The organism is Streptomyces sp. NBC_00663, from assembly GCF_036226885.1.
Lineage (GTDB): Bacteria > Actinomycetota > Actinomycetes > Streptomycetales > Streptomycetaceae > Streptomyces.
In genome coordinates, this window is the sequence record NZ_CP109027.1 from 2,810,691 (window position 1) to 2,834,163 (window position 23,473).

General features: G+C 70.5%; 19 protein-coding genes. 5 read left to right on the forward strand and 14 right to left on the reverse strand.

Annotation, left to right across the window (positions count from 1 at the left end):
• Positions 1 to 81 precede the first annotated feature (81 nt).
• Complete coding sequence (gene ftsY / locus OG866_RS12540) at positions 82 to 1,293, reverse strand: signal recognition particle-docking protein FtsY (protein ID WP_329334254.1); 1,212 nt, start codon at positions 1,291 to 1,293, stop codon at positions 82 to 84.
• A gap of 106 nt (positions 1,294 to 1,399) precedes the next feature.
• Here ftsY and OG866_RS12545 point away from each other — a divergent pair, with 106 nt between their 5' ends.
• A complete protein-coding gene (locus OG866_RS12545; RefSeq protein ID WP_329334256.1) occupies positions 1,400 to 2,371 on the forward strand; it encodes an LLM class flavin-dependent oxidoreductase in 972 nt (323 codons plus the stop codon).
• 119 nt (positions 2,372 to 2,490) lie between these two features.
• Here the strand turns inward: OG866_RS12545 and OG866_RS12550 are convergent, their stop codons facing one another.
• The 4 genes from OG866_RS12550 to OG866_RS12565 all read right to left on the reverse strand — a co-directional run bounded on the left by OG866_RS12550 (position 2,491) and on the right by OG866_RS12565 (position 8,742).
• Complete coding sequence (locus OG866_RS12550; RefSeq protein WP_329334258.1) at positions 2,491 to 3,909, reverse strand: sugar porter family MFS transporter; 1,419 nt, start codon at positions 3,907 to 3,909, stop codon at positions 2,491 to 2,493.
• A gap of 165 nt (positions 3,910 to 4,074) precedes the next feature.
• The gene (gene smc, locus OG866_RS12555; RefSeq protein WP_329334260.1) at positions 4,075 to 7,659 is read right to left on the reverse strand and encodes a chromosome segregation protein SMC; all 3,585 of its coding nucleotides are present in this window, start codon (positions 7,657 to 7,659) and stop codon (positions 4,075 to 4,077) included.
• 216 nt (positions 7,660 to 7,875) lie between these two features.
• Positions 7,876 to 8,079 carry a hypothetical protein gene (locus tag OG866_RS12560; protein ID WP_037649730.1) on the reverse strand — a complete coding sequence of 68 codons (204 nt, stop codon included), beginning with the start codon at positions 8,077 to 8,079 and terminating at the stop codon, positions 7,876 to 7,878.
• Positions 8,080 to 8,460: 381 nt separating this feature from the next.
• Positions 8,461 to 8,742, reverse strand: coding sequence for an acylphosphatase (locus OG866_RS12565; RefSeq protein WP_329334264.1), 282 nt, complete (start codon positions 8,740 to 8,742; stop codon positions 8,461 to 8,463).
• Positions 8,743 to 8,915: 173 nt separating this feature from the next.
• Here OG866_RS12565 and OG866_RS12570 point away from each other — a divergent pair, with 173 nt between their 5' ends.
• The gene (locus OG866_RS12570; protein ID WP_329334266.1) at positions 8,916 to 10,103 is read left to right on the forward strand and encodes a CAP domain-containing protein; all 1,188 of its coding nucleotides are present in this window, start codon (positions 8,916 to 8,918) and stop codon (positions 10,101 to 10,103) included.
• A 67-nt stretch (positions 10,104 to 10,170) separates the two neighbouring features.
• Here the strand turns inward: OG866_RS12570 and OG866_RS12575 are convergent, their stop codons facing one another.
• A complete protein-coding gene (locus tag OG866_RS12575) occupies positions 10,171 to 10,761 on the reverse strand; it encodes a flavodoxin family protein (protein ID WP_329334268.1) in 591 nt (196 codons plus the stop codon).
• Between the two features lie 108 nt (positions 10,762 to 10,869).
• On the opposite strand from OG866_RS12575, the gene OG866_RS12580 reads away from it, so the two are divergent.
• Positions 10,870 to 11,277 carry a winged helix-turn-helix transcriptional regulator gene (locus tag OG866_RS12580; protein WP_329334270.1) on the forward strand — a complete coding sequence of 136 codons (408 nt, stop codon included), beginning with the start codon at positions 10,870 to 10,872 and terminating at the stop codon, positions 11,275 to 11,277.
• On the opposite strand, the gene mutM is transcribed toward OG866_RS12580, so the two are convergent.
• From mutM to recG, 8 genes are all read right to left on the reverse strand, one after another.
• Entirely contained in the window at positions 11,250 to 12,110 is an 861-nt protein-coding gene (mutM, locus tag OG866_RS12585; RefSeq protein ID WP_329334271.1) for a bifunctional DNA-formamidopyrimidine glycosylase/DNA-(apurinic or apyrimidinic site) lyase, read from the reverse strand. The two genes, OG866_RS12580 and mutM, sit on opposite strands and share 28 nt — an antisense overlap.
• Before the next feature lie 82 nt (positions 12,111 to 12,192).
• Positions 12,193 to 12,996 (reverse strand): ribonuclease III, encoded by an 804-nt coding sequence (gene rnc, locus OG866_RS12590; protein WP_399966581.1) that lies wholly within the window; start codon positions 12,994 to 12,996, stop codon positions 12,193 to 12,195.
• 7 nt (positions 12,997 to 13,003) lie between these two features.
• Positions 13,004 to 13,177, reverse strand: coding sequence for a 50S ribosomal protein L32 (gene rpmF, locus OG866_RS12595; RefSeq protein ID WP_329334273.1), 174 nt, complete (start codon positions 13,175 to 13,177; stop codon positions 13,004 to 13,006).
• Between the two features lie 2 nt (positions 13,178 to 13,179).
• Positions 13,180 to 13,836: a YceD family protein gene (locus OG866_RS12600; protein ID WP_329334274.1), complete on the reverse strand. Its 657-nt coding sequence runs from the start codon at positions 13,834 to 13,836 to the stop codon at positions 13,180 to 13,182.
• Between the two features lie 153 nt (positions 13,837 to 13,989).
• Entirely contained in the window at positions 13,990 to 15,033 is a 1,044-nt protein-coding gene (locus OG866_RS12605) for a cell division initiation protein (RefSeq protein WP_329334276.1), read from the reverse strand.
• 57 nt (positions 15,034 to 15,090) lie between these two features.
• Positions 15,091 to 15,600: a pantetheine-phosphate adenylyltransferase gene (gene coaD / locus OG866_RS12610; RefSeq protein ID WP_329334277.1), complete on the reverse strand. Its 510-nt coding sequence runs from the start codon at positions 15,598 to 15,600 to the stop codon at positions 15,091 to 15,093.
• Positions 15,597 to 16,184, reverse strand: a complete 588-nt coding sequence (rsmD, locus tag OG866_RS12615) for a 16S rRNA (guanine(966)-N(2))-methyltransferase RsmD (RefSeq protein ID WP_329334279.1) — start codon at positions 16,182 to 16,184, stop codon at positions 15,597 to 15,599. Before rsmD ends, coaD begins: the two co-directional genes overlap by 4 nt.
• Before the next feature lie 39 nt (positions 16,185 to 16,223).
• Positions 16,224 to 18,425 (reverse strand): ATP-dependent DNA helicase RecG, encoded by a 2,202-nt coding sequence (recG, locus tag OG866_RS12620; RefSeq protein WP_329334280.1) that lies wholly within the window; start codon positions 18,423 to 18,425, stop codon positions 16,224 to 16,226.
• 169 nt (positions 18,426 to 18,594) lie between these two features.
• Between recG and OG866_RS12625 the strand changes: the two genes are divergently transcribed.
• Together OG866_RS12625 and OG866_RS12630 are read left to right on the forward strand one after the other, a co-directional pair.
• A complete protein-coding gene (locus OG866_RS12625) occupies positions 18,595 to 20,421 on the forward strand; it encodes an HSP90 family protein (RefSeq protein ID WP_329334282.1) in 1,827 nt (608 codons plus the stop codon).
• A complete protein-coding gene (locus OG866_RS12630; RefSeq protein ID WP_329334284.1) occupies positions 20,421 to 23,450 on the forward strand; it encodes a tetratricopeptide repeat protein in 3,030 nt (1,009 codons plus the stop codon). Before OG866_RS12625 ends, OG866_RS12630 begins: the two co-directional genes overlap by 1 nt.
• Positions 23,451 to 23,473: the final 23 nt, after the last annotated feature.

Below are 23,473 nucleotides of genomic sequence, written 5' to 3' on the forward strand. Positions count from 1 at the left end.
AGGGGCGCGGGGAACTGCGCGACAAGCCACAACGGCGCCGCAGACGATCACCGGCCTGTCACGGCTCTCCCAGCGGAGCGTTCAGTCGCCGATCAGCGCGTCCACGAACGCCTCCGGCTCGAAGGGCGCCAAGTCATCCGCACCCTCGCCAAGCCCCACCAGCTTCACCGGCACCCCCAGCTCCCGCTGGACCGCGACGACGATGCCGCCCTTGGCCGTGCCGTCGAGCTTGGTGAGGACGATGCCGGTGATGTCGACGACCTCGGCGAACACGCGGGCCTGCACCAGACCGTTCTGCCCGGTGGTCGCGTCCAGCACCAGCAGCACCTCGTCCAGCGGCGCCTGCTTCTCGATGACCCGCTTGACCTTGCCGAGCTCGTCCATGAGCCCGGTCTTGGTGTGGAGGCGCCCGGCGGTGTCGATCAGCACGACATCCGCACCGATCTCCTTGCCCTCCTTGACCGCGTCGAAGGCGATGGAGGCGGGGTCGCCGCCCTCGGGACCGCGCACGGTGTGGGCGCCGACGCGCTCACCCCAGGTCTGGAGCTGGTCGGCGGCGGCGGCACGGAAGGTGTCCGCGGCGCCGAGCACCACACTCCGGCCGTCGGCCACCAGGACCCGGGCGAGCTTGCCGGTGGTCGTGGTCTTGCCGGTGCCGTTGACGCCGACGACCATGACGATGCCGGGCTTGCTGGTCTCGGGCTCGGTCCTGACCGTGCGGTCGAAGTCGGTGCCGACCAGCTTCAGGAGTTCCTCGCGCAGCAGGCCGCGCAAGTCCTCGGGGGTACGGGTGCCGAGCACCTTCACGCGCTCGCGCAGGCCCTCGACCAGTTCCTGGGTGGGGGCGACGCCGACGTCGGCGGTGAGCAGGGTGTCCTCGATCTCCTCCCAGGTGTCGTCGTCGAGGTGCTCGCGGGACAGCAGGGTCAGCAGGCCCTTGCCGAGCGCGTTCTGCGAGCGGGAGAGACGGGAGCGCAGCCGCACCAGGCGGCCGGCGGTGGGCTCCGGGACCTCGATCTGGGTCGGCGGGAGCTCTTCGACGACGGGCGGTTCCTCGACGGCGGCCGGAGCGGTGCCGTCGGGCAGGTCCACCTCCTCTATCGTCCGGCGCGGTTCGTCGCGGGGCGTCTCGGCCTCGTCGCCGATGTGCGGCTCGGCCGGAGGGGCGGTGAGGTCGGGGGCTGCGGGAGGCGGCGGAGGCAGCGGCTTCTTACGTCGGCTGCCGACGACGAGCCCGCCGAGCACACCGAGCACGACCACGGCGATGACTACAGCAAGGATGACGGTTTCCATAACCCGTCCAGTATCAGTCATGGAGTCCTGCGACACCGCTCTGGATGTCTGACACACCGTCAGCTAACGTCCCCCTCCACACCCCGCCCGGTGAAGGGAGACCCCCATGCCCGTCTCCGTCGTCCGTTTCAACCTCGTCGAGCCCGCCGCCACCCCCGCCTCCCTCCGCGCCCGCTACCAGGCCGCCCTGGAGATGGCCGCGTACGCCGACGAACACGGCGTCACCACCGTGCAGACGGAGGAGCACCACGGCGTCGCGAACAACTGGCTCCCCTCCCCCTTCGCCTTCGCGGGAGCCGTCTTCGGCGCCACCCGCCGCATCGCGGTCACCGTCTCCGCGGTCATCGGCCCGCTCCACGACCCGCTGCGGCTGGCCGAGGAGATCGCCGTACTGGACCTGCTGAGCGGCGGACGCCTGGTCACGGTCGCCGGGATCGGCTACCGGCCCGAGGAGTACGCCCTCTTCGACGTGGAGTGGAAGCGGCGCGGCAAACTCCAGGACGAACTGCTGGAGACGCTGCTGAAGGCGTGGACCGGCGAGGAGTTCGCGTACCGGGGCCGTACGGTACGGGTCACCCCGCGCCCGTTCACCGACCCGCACCCCCTTCTCCTGGTCGGCGGCGCCTCGAAGGCCGCCGCCCGCCGCGCCGCCCGGCTCGGGCTGCCGTTCTTCCCCAGCGCGCATCTGCCGGAGCTGGAGGCGTACTACAAGGAGCGGCTCGTCGAGTACGGGACGGAGGGCTGGACGATGATGCCGGCCGCCGAGACCCCGTTGCTGCACATCGCCGAGGACCCGGAGGCGGTGTGGGCCGCGCACGGGGAGCACTTCCTGCACGAGGCCCGGACGTACGCCTCCTGGCAGTCCGGGGACATCCGGTCGGCGGTGAGGTCGGCGGCGACGAGTGTGGAGGAGCTGCGCGCCGAGGGCGTGTACCGGATTCTGACGCCGGACGAGTGTGTGACGCAGGGCCTCGACAACCTCGTACTGCATCCGCTGGCGGGCGGGATGCCGGTCGCGGAGGGGTGGCGGAGTCTGCGGCTGTTCTGCGAGGAGGTCCTGCCGGGGCTCGGCGGCTGACCTCCATGACACGACACCGCCGCCCCGGCTCGGGCAGTGGCTGAGCCGGGACGGCGGTGACGGTCACGGGGAGACGGGCGGCGGGGTTGGGCCCGTCTCCCCGGGTTCGTGCGGGCCGCTCAGCCCATCTCCTCCAGCGCCTTGCCCTTCGTCTCCTTGACGTACTTGAGAACGAAGGGGATGGAGAGCGCGGCGAAGACCGTGTAGATCACGTAGGTCGCGGAGAGGTTCCAGTCGGCCAGCGACGGGAAGCTCGCGGTGATGGCCCAGTTGGCGATCCACTGCGCGGAGGCGGCGACGCCCAGGGCGGCGGCACGGATCCGGTTCGGGAACATCTCGCCGAGGAAGACCCAGACGACGACACCCCAGGACAGGGCGAAGAAGAGGACGAAGACGTGGGCCGCGATGAGGGCGGTCCAGCCCTGGGCGGCCGGGAGCTTGCCGTCGACCAGGTCGAAGGAGAACGCCCAGGCCTCCAGGCCGAGACCGATCACCATGCCGACGGAGCCGATGAGGGCCAGCGGCTTACGGCCGACGCGGTCGACGAAGATCATGGCGATCACGGTGCCGACGATGTTGATGATCGACGTCGTGAAGGAGTAGAAGAACGAGTCCGTCGGGTCGACGCCGACCGACTGCCACAGCGTCGAGGAGTAGTAGAACGCGACGTTGATGCCGACGAACTGCTGGAAGACCGACAGCCCGATACCGACCCAGACGATCGGCTTGAAGAAGAAGCCGCCGCCGAGCAGGTCCTTGAAGGTGGACCTGTGCTCGCTGCTCATGGCGTGCTCGATCTCGGCCACCCGGGCGTCGAGGTTCACCTTGTCGCCCTCGACCTCCTTGAGGATCTCGCGGGCGCGCTCGTGCTTGCCGACGGAGATGAGGAAGCGCGGGGACTCGGGGATGGCGAAGGAGAGCAGGCCGTAGAGGACGGCCGGGATCACCATGACGCCGAGCATGACCTGCCAGGCCTCCAGGCCCATCAGCTCGCCGCGCTGGTCGCCGCCGGCCGCGTTGAGCAGGCCCCAGTTGACCAGCTGCGAGATGGCGATGCCGATGACGATCGCGGCCTGCTGGAAGGAACCGAGACGGCCGCGGTAGGCCGGCGGGGCGACCTCGGCGATGTAGGCGGGGCCGATCACGGAGGCCATACCGATGGCGAAGCCGCCGACGATGCGCCAGAAGGCGAGGTCCCAGAGCGCGAAGGGCAGCGCCGAACCCACGGCGCTCACCGTGAAGAGCACGGCCGAGATCTGCATACAGCGGATGCGGCCGATGCGGTCGGCGATACGGCCCGCGGTCGCGGCGCCGATGGCGCAGCCGATCAGGGCGATGGCGATGACCTGCGCCAGCGCCGCCGAGCCGATGTCGTAGCGGCCCCGGATGGCCTCGACAGCGCCGTTGATCACGGAACTGTCGTAGCCGAAGAGGAAACCGCCCATCGCGGCCGCCGCCGCGATGAAGATGACGTGCCCGAGATGATCGGGATGAGCCGTCCTGGCTCCTGACTTGGGTGGCTGCGCAGTGCTGGTCACGTTCAACTCCTAAGGCCATCGGCAACGCTGCCTGAAGGCAAGAACAACGATGCAGACCTTATGCCTTCAAGTTGTGAAGTCAACAGACGAAGTGATGTGAGAAAACAGGCACCAGTGAGGAGGTTGGGTTTAAAGATTGAAGAAGTGAAGACCGGGTAGACGAGATCAGCGCAGCCGCTGGCTGATGACCTTCGAGACGCCGTCGCCCTGCATGGAGACGCCGTACAGCGCGTCGGCGACCTCCATCGTCCGCTTCTGGTGCGTGATCACGATGAGCTGCGAGGCCTCCTGCAACTCCTGCATGATCCGGATCAGTCGCTGAAGATTGGTGTCGTCGAGCGCGGCCTCGACCTCGTCCATCACATAGAACGGGCTCGGCCGGGCCTTGAAGATCGACACGAGCAACGCTACGGCCGTGAGGGAACGCTCGCCACCGGACAGCAGACTGAGCCGCTTGACCTTCTTGCCCGGCGGACGCGCCTCGACGTCCACGCCCGTGGTGAGCATGTTGTCGGGATCGGTCAGGATCAACCGCCCCTCACCGCCCGGGAACAGCCGGCTGAAGACACCCTCGAACTCCCGGGCCGTGTCCCGGTACGCCTCGGTGAAGACCTGCTCGACGCGCTCGTCGACCTCCTTCACCACCTGGAGGAGATCGGCCCGGGTCTTCCTCAGGTCCTCCAGCTGCTCGCTGAGGAACTTGTGCCGCTCCTCCAACGCCGCGAACTCCTCAAGCGCCAGCGGATTGACCTTGCCAAGCTGCTGGTAGGCCCGCTCAGCCGCCTTGAGCCGCCGCTCCTGCTCCGCCCGGTGGAACTGCTTCGGCTGGTTGCGCGGATGCTCCGGGTCCTCCGGCAGCTCCTCGCCCTCGGCGGGCGGAGAGGGCGGTACGAGCTGATGCGGGCCGTACTCGGAGACCAGCCCCGCGGGCTCGACCCCCAGCTCCTCCAGCGCCTTGGTCTCCAGCTGCTCGATCCGCATCCGCTTCTCGGCGCCGAGGACCTCGCCGCGGTGGACGAAGTCGGTGAGCTTGTCGAGCTCGGCCTTGAGATCACGGCCGGCGGAACGAGCGGCGGTGAGCTCCTGCTCCCGGCGGGCCTTGGCGGCGTCGGCGGCGGTCCGCTCGGCATCCGCGCGGCCGAGCGACATCTCGACGTACGTCAGCAACTGCCGGGCACCCGAGGCGACCGCCTCCGCCACCGCGGCCTCGTGCCGCAGCCGCGCCCGCCGCTGCTCCGCACGCGCGCGTGCGTCGCGCTCCGCGCGGGCGGCACGGTCGAGGGAGTCGGCGCGGCCGGCGAGACCCTTGACGCGCTCCTCGTGCGTACGGACCTGGAGACGGGCCTCCATCTCGGTCTGCCGCGCATTGGCGCCGTCGGCGGCGAGCCGGTCCCGTACGGCGGTGTCCGGCTCCTCCTCGACGGGCATCTCCTCGGCGACGGCGAGGCGTTCGGCGAGTTCCTCGACGTCCTGGAGCGCCTTGTCGAGTGCGTCCTGGGCCCGGGCGGCGGCCGCGGTGGACCGCTCGGCCTCCCCCGCGGCGCCCTTCGCCTGCCCGGCGAGCCGGCCGAGCTGCTGGGCGACGGCGGACTTCTCCCGGTCCGCGGCCCGGCGGCGCTCCGCGAGCTCCTCGACGAGGGCGGTGCTTTCCTTACGCCGGTCCGCTGCCGTGTGCTGTGCCTCGGTGAGCGCCTCGCACTGGACGGCCAGCTCTTCCAGCTCCGCGGCCGCCTCGTCGACGGAGGCCTGTACTTCGAGAAGGCTGGGGGCGCCCGCGGAGCCGCCGTGGGCGAAGTGGGCGCTGAGCAGGTCGCCTTCGGCGGTGACCGCGGTGAGGTGGGGGTTGGCGTAGACGAGGTCTTCGGCGTCTTCGAGGGTGCTGACGACGACGATGCCGTGGAGGAGGCGTTGTACCGCCGGCATGAGGTCGGAAGGGCCGCGGACGAAATCGGATGCGTTGGGTTGTGTGGCGGGTGCGGGTTCGTTGTGGCTGGTCGCGCCGTTCCCCGCGCCCCCAGGGGGCGCTTCAGGGGACCCGGCGAGCAGCAGTGACGCTCGTCCGCCGTCCTGTTTGCGCAGCAGGCGGATGGCGTCCGCCGCCGCTGACGGGGACGTGACCGCCAGTGCGTCCGCTGCCGCGCCGAATGCCGCCGCCAGCGCCACCTCATGGCCCGGTGTCACCGTCAACAGCTCCGCCGCCGGTCCCAGCAGACCGGTGAGGCGGTCCTTCGCGCCCAGCAGTATGCCCGTCCCGTCCTTCCTGCGCAGGCCCAGCGCCAGCGCCTCGTGCCGGGCCTGTGTCGCCGCGCGCCTGCGCTCCGCCGCCGTCGCCGCTTCGCGCGCGGCCGTCAGAGTGGCCTCCGCCTCGGCCAGTGCCGCCTTCGCCGCGTCATGCTGTTCCGCGAGCTCCGCGTCGCCCGCATCGAGCCCGTCGACCTCGGCCTTGAGCGTCTCGTACTCCTCCTGCGCGGCGAAGGCCCGTTCCTGGGCCTCGTCCCGTGCCGCGGCCAGGCGGTCGATCTCGGCCTGGGCGGAGGCGGCGCGTGAACGGGCCGCGTTGACCTGGCCGTTCAGGCGGGCCAGGCCCTCACGGCGGTCGGCGATGGCACGGGCCACGTCCTTCAGACGCCGTTCCTCGTCGGCCAGCGCGCGTTCCAGCTCGGCGCGGTGGGCGACCGTGTCCTCCAGGGCCCGCTCGGCCGCCTCCAGGGCAGCCTCCAGCTCGGCCTCCTGCTCGCGGATGCGGGCGGCCTCGCGCTCCATGTCCTCGGGGTCGCGGCCCCGGCGTTCCTCGGGCGGGGCGGAGGTCGCGCTCTTCACGCGCGCGTCGGCGAGCGAGATGGTGCCGCGCACCCGCTCGGCGAGCTGGGAGAGCTCGTACCAGGTCTGCTGGGCGCGCTGGAGGCGTGGCGTGAGCTGCCGTACCTCGTCCTCCAGGAGTGCCTCGCGCTGGAGCGCCTTCTTCAGCTCCTGTTCGGCGGCCTCCTTGCGCTCCTTCAGGGCGGCCTCGTCGGCGACCTCGGTCTTGAGCGCCTCGCGCAGTCGTACGAGGTCGTCCGCGAGCAACCGCAGTCGCGCGTCCCGGAGATCGGCCTGGATGACGGCGGCCCTTCTGGCGACCGCCGCCTGGCGGCCCAGCGGCTTGAGCTGCCTTCGGAGTTCGTCCGTGAGGTCCTGCACGCGCGCGAGGTTGGCCTGCATCGCGTCCAGCTTGCGGAGGGCCTTCTCCTTGCGCTTGCGGTGTTTGAGGACTCCGGCCGCCTCCTCGATGAAGGCGCGGCGGCCCATCGGGTCGGCGTGCAGCACGGAGTCGAGCTGGCCCTGGCCGACGATGACGTGCATCTCGCGGCCGATGCCGGAGTCGGAGAGAAGGTCCTGGATGTCGAGGAGGCGGCAGGTGTCGCCGTTGATCTGGTACTCGCTGCCGCCGTTGCGGAACATGATCCGCGTGATGGTGACCTCGGCGTACTCGATGGGCAGCGCCCCGTCGGAGTTGTCGATGGTCAGGGACACCTCGGCGCGGCCCAGCGGCGGACGCCCGGTGGTGCCGGCGAAGATGACGTCCTCCATCTTGCCGCCGCGCAGCGACTTGGCACCCTGCTCGCCCATGACCCAGCTGAGGGCGTCGACGACGTTGGACTTGCCCGAGCCGTTCGGTCCCACGACACACGTGATGCCCGGCTCGAACCGGAGCGTGGTCGCCGAGGCGAACGACTTGAACCCACGGAGGGTCAGGGCCTTGAGGTGCACGCCGCTGGACTCTACCCGCCGGGGTTGTCTCACTCCATGAACGTGCTGTTTCCCGCGGTTTCACCCATGAACGTGCAGGGCACATCAGACGTTAAAGAGAGTGAGGGAAGTGCGGGGGAAAGAAAGAAGGGACGCCGAAGCGTCCCTTGCAACTCTGACAACTTAGCGGTTGATACAGGCAGCCCAACCACTGCTTGTCGTGATGCGATGCAGTGATCAGGTGAGCGCAGGCTCCGCCTGGTGTGCGTCGATGCTCTCCAGAAGCGAGTCGTGAGAAGCGGCAGCCGCGAGCGCGTCGTTCTCGGCCTGAATCCGTACGAGCTCGGATTCGAGGTCCTGTACGCGCTGCTGGAGCCGTCGCATCTCGGCGATGAGTCGCGGGTCGGAGCCGCCGACGTAACCGAGAAGCGCCTTTGCCATGATGGATGGTCCTCCACACTGAGTGACCGACCGAAGCGGTGTGGGTCGTGAGGGATTCGCACCCGCGATGCTTGACACTGTTGAGTTTCTGTTGCCGTTCAACCATGCCAAACAGCTAAGGTGCGCGGGGTGACTTCAGCGTCTCACCAAAAAGTTTGACGGTCAACACGATCACGCCCCGTATTGGCGGCAACCGGGGGTGCGCGGCCGGGAAACGGCAGCGCAGCGACTCCTGCGGGGCCCTCGGGGCGTAGCGATCATCCTTAAGTGCGGAGCCTCCCAGGAAAAGCCGTTCTTGGCAACCACCAGGGCCTTTCTGCTTCGGGCAGCTGCCGGTGGCATGTCCCTCCGCTTCCACCAGGCGTGGTTTACAGAATCGGTTCAACGGATGGCGAAGCCGTCGTAACCCCCGCGGGGTGTGTCCCAGATCTCGGTGACGCCGTCCACGCGTCCGGGCGTGTCGTCACCCAGAAGCCACTGGAGGAGTCCCTCGCACCCTTCGCGCGGGCCCTCGGCGACCACCTGGACCCGTCCGTCCCCCAAATTGAGAGCAAAACCACTCAGCCCACCGAGCTCCAGGGCCTTGGCCCGCGTGAACCAGCGGAAACCCACACCTTGGACGCGTCCCCGCACCCAGGCGACCAGTCGTACATCCTCGCTCATGAGTGCAACCTAACCAACCAATGTCTCTCCGGGCGCTCCCTCCCCTGGCGCCATGCGGTACCGTCCCCTGCCAATGAATCTCATACGAAACTCACTCGATCGTGTGAGTTTTGTGAGTTCGGTCCGACCGCCGGGGACGAGTCGGCCACAAAGGACGAGGAAGGCCAGGACACATGGGACGCCACCGACGCTCCGCCGCCGGCCGCGCCGCCACGGGCCGCGCCACGGGGGTCACGGAAACAGACGGCTCGTACACGAGCGGCTACGACCCGCAGAACTCGTACAGCAATGACCAGCAGGACTCGTACGGCATCGACCAGCAGCACGCGTACGGCATCGACCGGCAGTTCTCGTACGACTTCGAGGCCGACGCCCGGGGTCCGCACACGGGCGAGCACCCCACCATGGGCATCGCGCCCTACTTGAACCCCGAGGCGCACTCCCGCAGCGAGGCCTACCTCTTCGCGACGAACGACGACTACGCCCACACCAGCGGCACCGCCATGTTCCCGAGCGAGGGCTTCTCGCCGGACGACGGGCCGCGGCGCGGGGGCTCGCGACGCCGGCGCAAGAAGCGGGTCGTGACGCCGGTCAAGACCGGTCTGCTCGGGGTCTCCGCCGCGGTCGCCATCGGCACCGTCGCGGTCGCCACCGGTGTGGTGCCCGGCCTCGACAACTACAAGCTCGGCGGCGGCAGCGGCGCCGACAAGGTGCAGGCCGCGGACACCCCGACCAACTCCGCGACCGAGCAGGGCGGCACGTCCGGCAGCGCCGACGACGGCCGGGAGGACGAGGCGGCCAGCCGCGACGGCGACCGCACGGCCTCGCCGACCCCGTCCGCCTCGGCCTCGACGGCGGCGCCGACCAAGACGCCGACCGAGAAGCCGACGAAGACGCCGAGCAAGGAGCCGAAGGCGACTCCTTCGCGGACGGCCACCAAGGCGCCGCAGAACACCACCGCTCCGGGCATCACGGTGTCGGCCGAGGCGCAGGCCGAGGCCGAGGTGCTGAAGCTGGTGAACGAGGAGCGGGCGAAGGTGGGCTGCACCGCGGTGTCCGCGAACAGCGCGCTGGGCAAGCTCGCCGAGGACTTCAGCGACGCCATGGCGGCCGAGGGCTTCTTCGACCACACCGACCCCAGCGGCAAGACCCCCTGGGACCGGGCCGAGGCGGCCGGCATCAGCAGCCTCGGCGGCGAGAACATAGCCCGGGGCCAGGCCGACGCGGCAGCGGTGATGGAGGCCTGGATGAACAGCCCCGGCCACAAGGCGAACATCCTGAACTGCGATTTCAAGACGCTGGGCGTGGGTGTTCACTTCGGCTCCGGCGGCCCTTGGTGGACGCAGGACTTCGGCTACTGAGCAGCGCGCACGACGAGGGGCTCCCGTCCGGTGACCGGATGGGAGCCCCTTCGTGTTGCGTCGGTGCTTACGCGGCGACGGCGGTGCGCCCGTGCGCGAACACCTTCGCCGTCTCGGCAAGCCTGCGCCCGAGGTGCTCGGCCGTCGCCACGTCGGCCTTGTGGACGGCGTCCGGGCCCTCGTCGACGTTGGTCTGCGCGGCAGCGCCCGCGAAGACGCCGAGGCGGTTGAGGTCGTGCTCGGAGCCCTCGCTGTTGTTCCAGCCCGGGTGCAGACCGAGGTTGATCCAGTGCATGCCGTGCTGGGCGGCGAGGATCTGGAAGAACTGGAGGGTGTGCAGCTTGTCGCCGCTCTTGGAACCGGAGTTGGTGAAGCCGGCGGCCAGCTTGTCCTTCCAGTCCTGTCCGAACCAGCGCTTCGAGGTCGCCTCGGCGAAGACATGGAAGGGGCCGGACGCGGTGCCCATGTAGGTCGGCGAGCCGAAGACGATCGCGTCGGAGCCATCGAGGACGGTCCACTGCTCCTCGGTGATCTCGGCGACGTTGATCAGATGCACCTCCGCTCCGGCCTCCAGCGCACCGGCGCGGACGGCCTCGGCGAGGACGGCGGTGTGGCCGTAGCCGGAGTGATAGGCGATGGAGACAACAGGGGTGGTCACGATGCGTACTCCTGAGATGCGCAGGTCACTGACAATGAAGAAAGGAAAGCACTAACTTCTAGTTAGTGCAACCTACCGGTTAGCGCTGCGTTCGAGTACGCTTGAGGTATGGACATCACGCAGGAGCGCACACCGGAGCAGGACCAGGACCTGGCTTTCGACGTGTTCGCCAAGGCCTGCCCGTCACGGGGCACGCTGGAGCACATCACCGGCCGCTGGGGCGCGCTCACGCTCGGCGCGCTGCACGAGGGCTCCCTGCGCTTCAACGAACTGCGCCGTCGCGTCGACGGCGTGAGCGAGAAGATGCTGTCCCAGACCCTGCACGCGCTGGAGCGCGACGGCCTGGTGCACCGCGAGGCCCAGCCGACCAACCCGCCCCGCGTGGACTACGAACTGACGCCGCTGGGCCAGGAGATGGCCAAGCGACTGCTCGGCCTCATCCACTTCCTGGAGGGCCGGATGGACGACGTGCTCGACGCTCGCCAGCGCTACGACGAGACGCGCGGCGCCCTCTGACACTTCGGGCAGAAGTAGCTCGACCGGTTCATCCACGGCCGTCGGCGCATCGGCGTACCGCACCGCTTGCAGGGCAGGCCTTCACGGCCGTACGCGTCGAGCGAGCGGTCGAAGTAGCCGGACTCTCCATTGACGTTGACGTACAGGCTGTCGAAGCTGGTGCCGCCGACCGAGAGGGCCGCGTTCATCACATCCCTTACGTGGCCCAGGAGTTCGGCCGTGCGCGGGCGGGTGAAGCCGGCGGTCGGACGCTCGTAGTGGACGCGGGAGCGCCAAAGTGCCTCGTCCGCGTAGATGTTGCCGACTCCGCTGATCAACGACTGGTCCAGCAGGGCCCGTTTGATGGTCGTGCGCTTGCGGCGCAGGTTCTGGTGAAAGGCCTCGTCGTCGAAGAGCGGGTCGAGGGGGTCGCGGGCGATGTGCGCGATGACGTCGGGCAGGCCGTCCTCGGTGTTGTCGTGCAACGACAGCCCACCGAAGGTGCGTTGGTCGACGAAACGGAGTTCGGTGCCGAGACCGTCGGCGAAGCGGACGCGGATGCGCAGATGCTTCTCGTCCGGTGACTCGTGCGGCTGGACCAGGAGCTGGCCGCTCATGCCGAGATGCGCCAGGACCGACTGGTTGGTGTCCTCCAGCGGCAGCCACAGGTACTTGCCGCGGCGGCTGGGGACGCCGATGCGGTGGCCCTTGAGGCGGTGCGTGAAGTCGTCGGCACCGGCGATGTGGCGGCGTACCGCACGCGGGTGCAGTACCTCGGCCTCGGCGACCGCGCGATGGGCGACCCACCGCTCCAGACCGCGTCGTACGACCTCGACCTCGGGCAACTCGGGCATGGGATCCCCCGTGACAAGCCGGTGTATGAACCGAGCGCCCGCCCCGGTGTGGGACGGGCGCTCGGCGTACTGCTCTGTTCGGTCAGGCGGAGGCGGACGCCTCATCGGCACCCGCGTCGGCCTCGGCGGCCTTCGCAGCAGCCTTGGCGCGCTCGTCCGCCGCGGCCCGGATGGACCGCCAGGCGGACTCGGCGGCCTGCTGCTCCGCCTCCTTCTTGCTGCGGCCGGTGCCGGTGCCGTACGAGACGCCTCCGACGCGGGCGGCAGCAGTGAAGGTCTTCTCGTGGTCGGGGCCGGTCTCCGAGACCTGGTACTCGGGCACGCCGAGTCCTTCGGTCGCGGTGAGCTCCTGGAGACTGGTCTTCCAGTCCAGGCCGGCACCGAGGTTGGAGGACTTCTCGATCAGCGGGTCGAAGAGCCGGTGGACGAGTTCGCCCGCCGCGTCCAGACCCTGGTCGAGATAGACCGCGCCGATCACCGCTTCGAGGGTGTCGGCGAGGATGGATGCCTTGTCCCGGCCACCCGTGCCCTCTTCACCGCGGCCGAGCCGGATGAAGGAGCCAAGGTCGAGCCCACGGCCCACCTCCGCCAGCGCACGAGAGTTGACCACCGCGGCCCGCAACTTGGCCAGCTGGCCTTCGGGCAGGTCGGGGTGGGTGCGGTACAGCGTGTCCGTGACCACGAGGCCGAGCACGGAGTCCCCGAGGAACTCCAGCCGCTCGTTGGTCGGCAGACCGCCGTTCTCGTACGCGTAGGACCGGTGGGTCAGCGCACGCACCAGAAGGGCGGACTCGAGCTTGTACCCGAGCCGCCCTTCCAACAGCGTGTGGGACGAGGCCGTGGTCTCCGCAGAGTTCTTCTTCGGCGTGGACACAGTGCCTCTCACCAGCCGCTCAGACCTCGAGGACCTGGCGCTTGTTGTAGGTGCCGCAAGACGGGCACGCGATGTGCTGCATCTTGGGCTCGTGGCAGCGCTCGCACGCAACCAGGGTGGGGACCGCAGCCTTCCACTGCGACCGGCGGTGGCGCGTGTTGCTGCGCGACATCTTCCGCTTCGGAACAGCCACGGCTACTTCTCCTGCTTCTCGTCGGCGTGCGCTGATGGAAGCGCGCCGCCGCTCATCTCGTCCTTCTCGCCATCTTCGAGTGAACCGGCGAGTCCCTGCAATGCCGCCCAACGGATGTCGACGGCGTCATGGTGGTGGTCCGGGTCGTCCGTGAGCCGCGCTCCGCACTCGGAGCACAGGCCCAGACAGTCGTCCTGGCACACCGGCTGCATCGGCAGGGCAAGCACCACCGCGTCACGCAGCACGGGTTCGAGGTCGAACAGGCCGTCCTCGAGATAGAGCCTGTCCTCGTCGTCCTCGGCGTCGTCGTCGGGCTCCGTCGCTTTCGCGCGGCCCCGCTCATCGGCGTCAGGGTACGAGAACATCTCCTGGAAGTCCGCTTCGAGGGTGAGCTCGAGCGGCTCCAGACACCTTACGCACTCCCCCTTGGCCTGTGCACGGGCGGTGCCTGTGACAAGCACCCCTTCCATGACCGACTCAAGGCGGAGTTCAAGCTCCATCGGGGCGCCTTCCGGCACTCCGATGACTCCCTGGATCCCGAGATCCTTGGGGGCGTCGATCTCACGGGTCAGGCGCTGCAACGCACCAGGACGCCGCCCCAGCTCGCGCGTATCGAACACGAGAGGGTTGCGGTGGTCGAGGCGGGCGTTCAGAGCCATTCCTGCTTTCGATCTTCGAACTCATGGGGACGCCGCCCTTCGGTGTTCCCGGGCAGCGTTGATCGCGGACGTACACGCGACCGAAGAGCCAGGATACTGGACCTTTCGCTCACGGCCCAATCCGGTGGCCGGCGACCGGTCTCCGACCGGTCCTTACTGGCCGCGACCCTGCTCGTACGCCCTCAGCTGCTCCGGCGTGATCATGCCGGTGTCGAAGAGGCTGGTCTCGTCGAGCGCGTACGACTGCTGGGCCTGCGCGGCCTGCTGGGCCTGCTGGGCCTGTCCGGCGTCGTAGGAGGCCTGCTGGGCGTCGTAGCCCTGGTAGGCGTAGGGATCGGCCTGCTGGTAGCCGTAGGCGTCCTGCTGCTGGGCGTAGGCCTGCTGCGGGTAGCCGCCGTAGGTGTCCGTCTGCTGATAGCCGTAGGCCGGCTGCTGGGCGTACTCCGGCTGCTCGGCCGGGGCCGCCGGGGTGTCCTGCTCGGCGAGGGCCGCGAGGTCGGCGAGGTAGTCGGCGTCGCTGGAGTGCTGGACGGTGGAGAGGTCGTCGGCGAGGGCGCCGAGGTCGTCGGTGGCGATCCGGCCGTGCAGCTTGGCGCGGCCCTTGCCGACGGCGTCCAGGGTCTTGGCGAGGACCGCCTCGAAGGCGCCGAGCTTGGAGTCGACGTAGGCGTCGGCGTCGCGGCGCAGGGTCTCGGGGTCGTGGCTGCGCTCGGGGGCGTCCTCGTCCTCGTAGCCCTGCTCGTCCAGGCCCGGTCCGGTGCCGAGGAGCTTCTCGCGGCCGCGGCCGACCGAGCCGAGGGTCTTGGTGAGGACGACCTCGAAGTTGGCGAGCTTGGAGTCGACGTAGTCGTCGGCCTCGGCGCGGACCTCCTCGGCCTCCCTGCGGGCCTCGTTCAGGATCCGGTCGGCCTCGGCCTGCGAGCGGCGGGCCACCTCGGTGTCGGAGATCAGCGAGCCGCGCTCGGCGTGCGCGCCGGAGATGATCCGCTCGGCCTCCTGGCGGGCCTGCTCGACCATCGACTCACGGTCGCCGATCAGCACCTGTGCCTGGGCGAGGGAGTCGGGCAGTGCCGCCCGGACCTCCTCCAGCATCGCGAGCAGTTCGGCGCGGTTGACCACGCACGAGGCCGACATGGGCATCGACCGGGCGCCGGAGACCGAGGCGACGATCTCGTCGAGCTTCTTCTGCACGTCCACCTGTGCTCGCCACTCTCTACAGCTGTGTTGGAGACGGACGGGACGACTGTAGCCCCATCAGTCCCTGTGCAGGCGCTCGTTGAGGGCCTCCAGGACGACCGGCGGCACCAGGTGGGCGATGTCGCCGCCCCAGGTCGCGACCTCCTTGACGAGGGAGGAGGACAGGAAGCTGTAGGTGGGGTTGGTGGGAACGAACAGGGTCTCCACGCCCGAGAGGCCGTTGTTCATCTGGGCCATCTGCAACTCGTAGTCGAAGTCGCTGACCGCGCGCAGGCCCTTGACGATCGCGGGGATGTCGCGCTGCTTGCAGTAGTCGACGAGAAGTCCGTGGAAGGCCTCGACCTTCACGTTGCCGTACTCGGCGGTGACCTGGCGGATCAGATCGATCCGCTCGTCGATCTCGAACAGGCCCTTCTTGGACTTGTTGATCATGACCGCGACGTAGACCTCGTCGTACAGACGGGAGGCGCGGGAAATGATGTCGAGATGTCCGTTGGTGATCGGGTCGAACGACCCGGGACAGACGGCGCGGCGCACTTGAGTTCCCTCGCTCTCCGGTCCGGTCATCGTGCGTCTTCGCACGTAGAGGCGGCGCGACCGTACCAAAACGTTCCCTCGCCGTAGCGACGGGACCGGAGTGCTGCAAAACCCTCCGGCCATCCGAATTCACCGCCTCTGGTGCTGCGCTCCACGGTGACGAGCGCGTCCGCCGCGAGCCAGCCCCCCGAGCGGAGTGTGAGGAGAATCTCCCGAAGATCGTGATCTGTGACTCGGTACGGCGGGTCCAGGAAGACGATGTCGTACGGCTCGGTCGGCGCCGGTTGCTGGATGATCTGCTCCGCTTTGCCCGCCCGGACCTCGGCGCCGGGGAGGCCGAGGTTCTTGACGTTCTCGCGGATGGTGCGGGCGGCTCGGGCGTCGGCCTCGACGAGGAGGGTGTGGCTCGCGCCGCGGGAGAGGGCTTCTAGGCCGACGGCGCCCGATCCGGCGTAGAGGTCGAGGACGCGCTCGCCGTCCAGGGGGCCGCCCAGGAGGGACTGCCAGGTGGAGAGGAGACCCTCGCGTGCGCGGTCGGAGGTGGGGCGGGTGCCGTTTCCCGGCGGTACTGCCAGGCGACGTCCGCCGGCCTTGCCGGCGATCACGCGAGTCATCTTCGGTCCTTGTTCGGGGGAGGTGGCGGATTCATTTTCTCAGCCCTTTTCCAGGTACTGCTCTCTCTCCTCGTCCAAGAGGGCGTCGAGCGCCGTGCGCAGACCCGGGAGGTTCTCCAGTTCCGGGTCCGCCTCCACCACCGCCACCGCTTCCTCCCGCGCCTGCGCGATGACCTCCTCGTCCTCGATGACGGCGAGGACCTTCAGGGAGGTGCGGGCGCCGGACTGGGCCTGGCCGAGGACGTCGCCCTCGCGGCGTTGTTCGAGGTCGATGCGGGAGAGTTCGAAGCCGTCCTGGGTCGAGGCCACCGCGGTCAGGCGCTGGCGGGCGGCGCTGGCCTCCGGCATCTCGGTGACCAGGAGGCAGAGGCCGGCCGCCGAGCCTCGGCCCACCCGGCCGCGGAGCTGGTGGAGCTGGGAGACGCCGAAGCGGTCCGCGTCCATGATCACCATGGCGGTGGCGTTGGGGACGTTGACGCCGACCTCGATGACCGTGGTGGCGACCAGGACATGGGTCTCGCCGGCGGCGAAGCGGCGCATGACCGCGTCCTTGTCGTCGGGGTGCATACGGCCGTGCAGGACCTCGACCCTGAGGCCGTTCAGCGGGCCCTTGGCGAGCTGGTCGGCGACCTCCAGGACGGCCATCGGCGGGCGCTTCTCGGCCTCGTCCTCGGCGGACTTGCGGGCCTTCTTGGGGTCGTCCTCGTCGTCGCCGATGCGGGGGCAGACGACGTACGCCTGATGGCCGTTCTCCACCTCCTCGCGCACCCGCTCCCAGGCGCGGGCCAGGAAGTGGGGCTTGTCGGCGGCGGGGACGACATGGCTGGCGATCGGGGAACGGCCCGCCGGGAGCTGGTCCAGGACCGAGGTCTCCAGGTCGCCGAAGACCGTCATCGCGACCGTGCGCGGGATGGGCGTGGCCGTCATGACGAGGAGGTGCGGGGGCTGTTTGCCCTTGCCGCGCAGGGCGTCGCGCTGCTCGACGCCGAAGCGGTGCTGTTCGTCCACCACGACCAGGCCGAGGTCGTGGAACTGGACCTTGTCCTCGATCAGCGCGTGCGTGCCGATGACGATGCCCGCCTCGCCGGTGACAAGGTCGAGCAGGGCCTGCCGGCGAGCCGCCGTCCCCATGGAGCCGGTCAGCAGCACCACCTTCGTGGCGTGCTCGGAGCCGCCCAGCATGCCGCCCTCGGCCAGCTCGCCCATCATCTCGACGACCGAGCGGTGGTGCTGCTGGGCGAGGACCTCGGTGGGCGCGAGCATGGCCGCCTGGCCGCCCGCGTCGACGGTGGCGAGCATGGCGCGCAGGGCGACCATCGTCTTTCCCGAACCCACTTCTCCTTGCAGCAGCCTGTGCATCGGGTGTTCCGTCGCCAGGTCGTCGAAGATCTCCTTGGAGACCTTCTGCTGGCCCTCGGTGAGGGTGAAGGGGAGGCGGTCGTCGAAGGCCGAGAGGAGGCCGTCCGGCTTGGGTTTGCGGGCGACCGCGGGGAGTTGGGCGTCGGCGTGGCGGCGGCGGGCGAGGGCTACCTGGAGGACGAAGGCCTCGTCCCATTTGAGGCGGGTGCGGGCGTCGTCGATGTCGGCCTTGGTGTGCGGGCGGTGGATCTTGAGAAGGGCCTCGGGGAGGGAGACCAGGCCGCGGCCCTCGCGCAGGGAGTCCGGGAGGGGGTCGACCGCCTCCTGGGCGCTGGGCAGGACCAGCTGGATCGCCTTGCCGATCTTCCAGGACTCCAGTTTCGCCGTGGCGGGGTAGAGGGGGATGAGGGCGCCGGCCCAGGTCTCGACCGTCTCTTCCGCGTCACCGCGCAGCAACTCGTACGCCGGATGCGCCAGTTGGAGGCGGCGGTTGAAGACGGAGACCTTGCCCGCGAACAACGCCCGGGTGCCCGGCAGGAGTTCCTTGTGCGGCTTGTGGACGCCGTTGCCGAAGAAGACCAGCTGGAGGCGGCCGTTGCCGTCCGTGATGGTGACTTCGAGGCGCTGGCCCTTGCCTCGCGGCGCCTTGCTGGAGGCGAAGGTGTGCAGACGGGCGTCGGCGACCATCGCCACCACCGTGACGTGCTCGTCCATCGGGAGGTCGGCCAGGTGGGTGAGCTGGCCCCGCTCCTCGTATCTGCGCGGGTAGTGGTGCAGGAGGTCGCCGACGGTGTGCAGGCCGAGATGCTCGGCCATCACCTTCGCGGTGGGTGGACCGAGCACCTTTTTCAGTGGTTCTTCGAGCGCGGGCACGAGATCCATTGCACACCACCCCACTGACAAAGCCGTATACGTCTTGCGAAACCCCTGGTCAGGCGGGCTGTTCCGGCTCTAGGATGACGCGCCTCCGGCCATCCCTCCGCGGTCACCGCCCCACCGGGACCGCCCGACCCCGCGCCGTCGACCGTCCCCCGCCCACGGCGCCGTTGCGATGGACTCCCAGACCTCACCGTCATCCCAGGCCTCCCCGTCACCGCACACGTTCCAGGTCGACCTGCGTGGTCTGGTGGACCTGCTCTCCCATCACCTCTACTCCAGTCCGAAGGTCTATCTGCGCGAGCTGCTGCAGAACGCCGTGGACGCCATCACCGCCCGGCGGGCCGAACAGCCGGGCGCCCCGGCGACGGTGCGGCTGTACGCGGCGGGCGGCGCCCTGCGGGTCGAGGACTCCGGCGTGGGGCTCACCGAGGCCGACGTGCACGACCTGCTGGCGACCATCGGCCGCAGTTCGAAGCGGGCGGACGGCATCCAGGAGGTGCGCTCCGAGTTCCTCGGGCAGTTCGGCATCGGGCTGCTGGCCTGTTTCGTGGTGGCCGAGCGGATCCGGGTGGTCAGCCGCAGCGCCCGTACGCCGGACGCGGCACCGGTGGAGTGGACGGCGAGCGACGACGGTTCGTACACCGTGCGGACGCTGGCGTCCGACGCCCGGCCCGAGCCCGGTACCACCGTGCACCTGACGGCACGGGCGGGGGCCGGGGAGTGGCTGGCCCCGGAGAAGGTCCGCGCGCTGGCCCGGGACTTCGGCGCGCTGCTGCCGTACGACGTGCGCGTGGACGGCGAGGCGGTCACCGATCTGCCGGCGCCCTGGGACCGGCCGTACCCCTCCCCCGCCGCCCGCCGGGTGGCCCTGGCGCGGCACTGCCATGACCTGTTCGGGTTCACCCCGCTGGACTCGGTCGGCCTTGACGTGCCGCTCGCCGGGATCCGCGGGGTGGCGTACGTGCTGCCGTCGGCGGTCAGTCCGGCGCAGCGGGCCACGCATCGCGTCCATCTCAAGGGCATGCTGCTGACCGAGCGGGCCGAACAGCTGCTGCCCGACTGGGCGTTCTTCGTGCGGTGCGTGCTCGACACCGACAGTCTGCGGCCCACCGCGTCGCGCGAGGCGCTGTACGAGGACGAGACGCTGGCCGCCGTACGGGAGGCGCTGGGCGAAAGGATTCGGTCCTGGCTGACGGGTCTGGCCGCGGGCGATCCGGAACGGCTGGCGGCGTTCCTGGCGGTGCACCACCTGGGTGTGAAGGCGCTGGCGCGGCACGACGCGGAGATGCTGCGCACGATGCTGCCGTGGCTGCCCTTCGAGACGACGGACGGGCAGGTCTCCCTGGAGGAGTTCGCACGGCGGCACCCGGTCGTGCACTTCACCCGGACCGTCGAGGAGTACCGGCAGGTCGCGCCGATCGCGTCGGCGCAGGGCATCGGCGTCGTCAACGGCGGTTACACGTACGACAGCGACCTGGTCCAGGCGCTGCCGTCGGTGCGGCCGGGGACGGTGGTCGCGGAGCTGGACGCGGAGACCGTGACCGCGCATCTGGACACCGTCGACCCGGCCGAGGAGCTGGCTCTCGCGGGCTTCCTGGGGGTCGCGCGGGCCACCCTCGACCCCCTGGGCTGTGACGTCGTCCTGCGCGCCTTCCACCCGCTCACCGTGCCCGCGCTGCACCTGGACGACCGCGCGGCCCGGCACGAGCAGGCGCGTGCCGACGCACAGGCGCGGGCGGACGACCTGTGGGCGGGCATCCTGGGCTCGCTGCGCGGCACCGCCCCGCGCGCGCGGCTGGTGCTCAACCACCTCAACCCGCTGATCCGGCGGATCAGTTCGCTGCGCGGACCGGAACTGATCGGCACCGCCACGGAGTCCCTGTACGGGCAGGCGCTGCTGATGGCGCAACGACCGCTCAGGCCCGCGGACTCGGCGCTGCTGAACCGGTCCTTCATCGGTCTGCTGGAGTGGGCCACGAACGGCGAGGAGGGGCACTGATGGGGGAGATCACGGACTTCGACGCACTGCGCCGGGCGATGGCGGAGAACGGCGAGCAGCCGGAGGGCCCCGCCCGCAACGCGCGCGCGGAGCAGCTGCTGGCCGAGGCCGAGAAGCTGAACATCCCGCTCGCCGTCATCGAGGCGCTCGGCCACCAGCTGAAGGTCTACAACTACAGCTCCGAGAAGGACAAGATGTTCGTCCCCTTCGCGCGTCTGCTGCGCCTGTGGGACGAGCGGCCCGAGGACTTCGACGAGTACGAGACGCACACGCTGCACTGGGTCTTCAAGTGGATGTCGTCCGGGATGCTCGACCAGCCGCACATCCCGCTCGCCTCGATAGAGAAGTGGCTCGGCGAGATGGAGCACCGCTACCGGCTCGCCGGGCACTCCGAACGGGCGGTGCGCAGCGTCGAGTTCAACATCGCCGCGCATGTCGGTGACACCGCGCGCGCGGAGCGGGCGTTCACCGCCTGGCTGGCCGCCGACCGGGACCGGATGGCCGACTGTCACGCGTGCGAGCTGGACGGGCAGGGCTGGTGGCGGGCGGAGCAGGGCCGGGACGCGGAGGCGCTGGAGTTGTGGGCGCCGGTCCTGACGGGCGAGTTCACCTGCGCGCACGAGCCGCACACGGTCCTCGCGTCCTCCCTGGTCCCGCTGCTGCGGCTGGGCCGCCTGGACGAGGCGCGCGCCCACCATCTGCGGGGCTTCCGGCTGGTGCGGGCCATGGAGAGCATGCGGTCCGCGTACGCCGATCATGTGGAGTTCTGCGCGCTGACCGGCAACGAGGCCCGCGGCCTAGAGCTGCTGGCGGAGCGCCCGGCGTACTTCACGGACACCGGTCATCCGCGCGGCAAGCTGGAGTTCCTGAGCGTGGTCACGCTGCTCATGGACCGGCTGACCGCCCTCGGCCTGGGCGACCGGCAGGTGCCGGGACCGGCCGACCGGACGTGGACCGCCCGCGAACTCGCCGCACACGCGCGTGCGGGGGCCCTGGACCTGGCCGGCCAGTTCGACCGGCGCAACGGCACGACACACGTCAGCGACCGGGTACGCGCGCGTATGGCGCGGGAACCGTGGGTGGAGCGGCTGCCGTTGGGCGTGCGCTCGGCCCGCCCGGCCACCGCGCCGACCGCACCGCCGCCGCCCGCCGCACCGGAGCCCGACCGCACCGACCTCACTGACCTCACCGCCCTGATCGCCGAGGCCCGCCGCCTCGCGGACGGCCTCCAGCCGAACGCCGTCGAGGCGTGGGCGGCGGTCGCCCGCGCCGCGGAGGGCGTCGAGCTCGACCCGCGCGACCAGGCGGAGATCGTCGACCACCGGGCGATGGACCTCGGCCCCGAGGGCGTCGAGCTGTTCGAGCGCGCCGCCGAGCTGTACGCGGCGGCGGGCGACCCCGGAGAGGCGCTGGCGGCACGCACGCGTGGCGCGTTCATGCGGGCCCTCGCCGGAGACGTGGACGGGGCGCTGGCGGCGGTCGCGGGACCGTACGACGAGGCGTTGGCCCTGTACGCCGACGACGGCACCGGCGTACGGCAGACGGCGTCGGTGCTGATGGGGCGGGCGCGGATCCTGATGCGGCGGGTGCAGACCGCCGAGGAGGAGGGCGCCCTGGAGACCCGGGTCCTCGCCGACGCGGAGGCCGCCGTACGGGAGGTGCTCGCGCTCGTCGGCGGGCGGGCCGGGGACGACGTACGGCTCGGTTCCCGGGCCGCGGAGGCGCGGGCGATGCTCGCCGAGCTGGCGGCGCACGCCGGGGACCTGTCGAAGGCGGCCGAGCTGTTCGCGCGGGCCGCGGAGGGGTTCGTGGCGGCGGGGCTGCCGTGGTTCGCGGTGGAGTACCAGGGCCGGCTGGCCGGGCTCGCCCACCATCTCGGCGACATGGCGCAGGCCGAGCGGGCGCTACGGGCCGCCCTGAACCACGGCGGGCCGTACCTGGAGGCCACGGGACGGGCCCAGCTGCACCTCCAGCTCGCCGAGGTGCTCGGCGGCACCGGACAGGCCGAGGAGGCAGCGGAACAGGCCCTGGAGGCCGCGCACTGGGCCGACGCTGCCGGGGCGGGGCCCACGCTCGGCGCGTGGGCGCGGCATCTGCTCGGCGGGTTCCTGCTGCGGCAGGGCCGGTGGGCCGAGGCGGCGGAGGTGCTGGAGTCGGCGCTGCCCGACCTGAGCGTCGAGACGCACGGCGACGGGGCAGTCGTCCAGACGCAGTGGTGGCTCGGCGACTGTCTGAGCGAGCTCGGCGAACACCGCGAGGCCGCCGCACGCCGTCTCCAGGCCGCCGAGCTCGCCCGCCAGTGGCCCGAGCAGCAGGACCACGCGACGCTGGCCCATCTCGCCGCCGAGTCGCTCGGCCAGGCGGGCCTGTCCGACGAGGCCGACCGTGCGTACACGCGCGCGGGTGAGCTGTGGCGCTCGCTCGGTGACGTGCACGGTCTGGTCCGTGCCCTGCGTGCCCGCGCGTGGCTGGCGCTGGGCGCGGAGGGCGGGCAGGACGAGGCACGGGAGCTGATGGAAGCGGCGGTGCGGGAGTGCGCGGAGGCGCTGGGCCCGGACTCCGTCGACGACGAGGCCCGCCGACGGCTGGTCGCCGAACTCGGGCACACCCACCGGCAGTACGGCGACCTGCTCGCCCGCTCGGCCGCGGAGGACGCCGAGGACGAGACGATCCAGGCCGCCCTGGAGGACGCCCTCGCCCAGATCACCGAGGCGATCGTGGTGTTCGCCTCCCTCGGCGACGCCGCCCTGCACAGCCGCACCGGCGCCGAACTCGCCGCCGGCTGGCTGGAGGCCGACCTCAGCCGCCCCGACCGCGCGGCCGCACGCGCACGTGCGGTGCTGGCGGCGTACGACGCGTATGAGGCGTACGAGGGCCGTGAGGCGTACGAGGGCCGTGAGGCGTACGACAGGAGCGGGACGGACGGGACGGACCGGGTGGACCGGATGGACGACGCCGACGACACCGACGACACGGTTCAGGCCCGCCGCGCGGAGGCCCAGCAGATGCTCGAGGTGCTGGAGGACTAGCGAGGCGGGGCAGCCGAAGTCAC